The organism is Flavobacterium psychroterrae, from assembly GCF_018380615.1.
In the GTDB taxonomy this organism is placed as follows: domain Bacteria; phylum Bacteroidota; class Bacteroidia; order Flavobacteriales; family Flavobacteriaceae; genus Flavobacterium; species Flavobacterium psychroterrae.
In genome coordinates this window covers 1-259 of sequence record NZ_JAGYVZ010000101.1, presented here as the reverse complement: position 1 = coordinate 259, position 259 = coordinate 1, and the positions used below count along the sequence as shown (strand labels likewise).

General features: G+C 47.1%; 1 protein-coding gene. It reads left to right on the top strand.

The window, feature by feature from the left end:
• Window positions 1-259 (top strand): condensation domain-containing protein (locus KHA90_RS25240; RefSeq protein WP_213308308.1); only part of this gene is annotated, 259 nt, incomplete at both ends.

Here is a 259-nt window from a genome sequence, read left to right as displayed (position 1 = left end):
CAGTTCCTCAGCCCTATACTGGCAGGAACAATTCAAGGGCAGTTTGCCTGTACTGGACCTTCCGTCTTTCCAGAGCCGACCTTTAATGCAGACTTACAACGGAGACAGCCTGAGTTATCGTTTTCCTTCTGCATTGCTGGAAAAGGCAGAAGCATTTTGCGCTGCCCACGACCTTACGCTCTTTATGTTTCTTATGGCAGGAATCAATGGACTATTGTCGCGTTATACCGGTCAGGAAGATATTATTTTAGGTACCCCA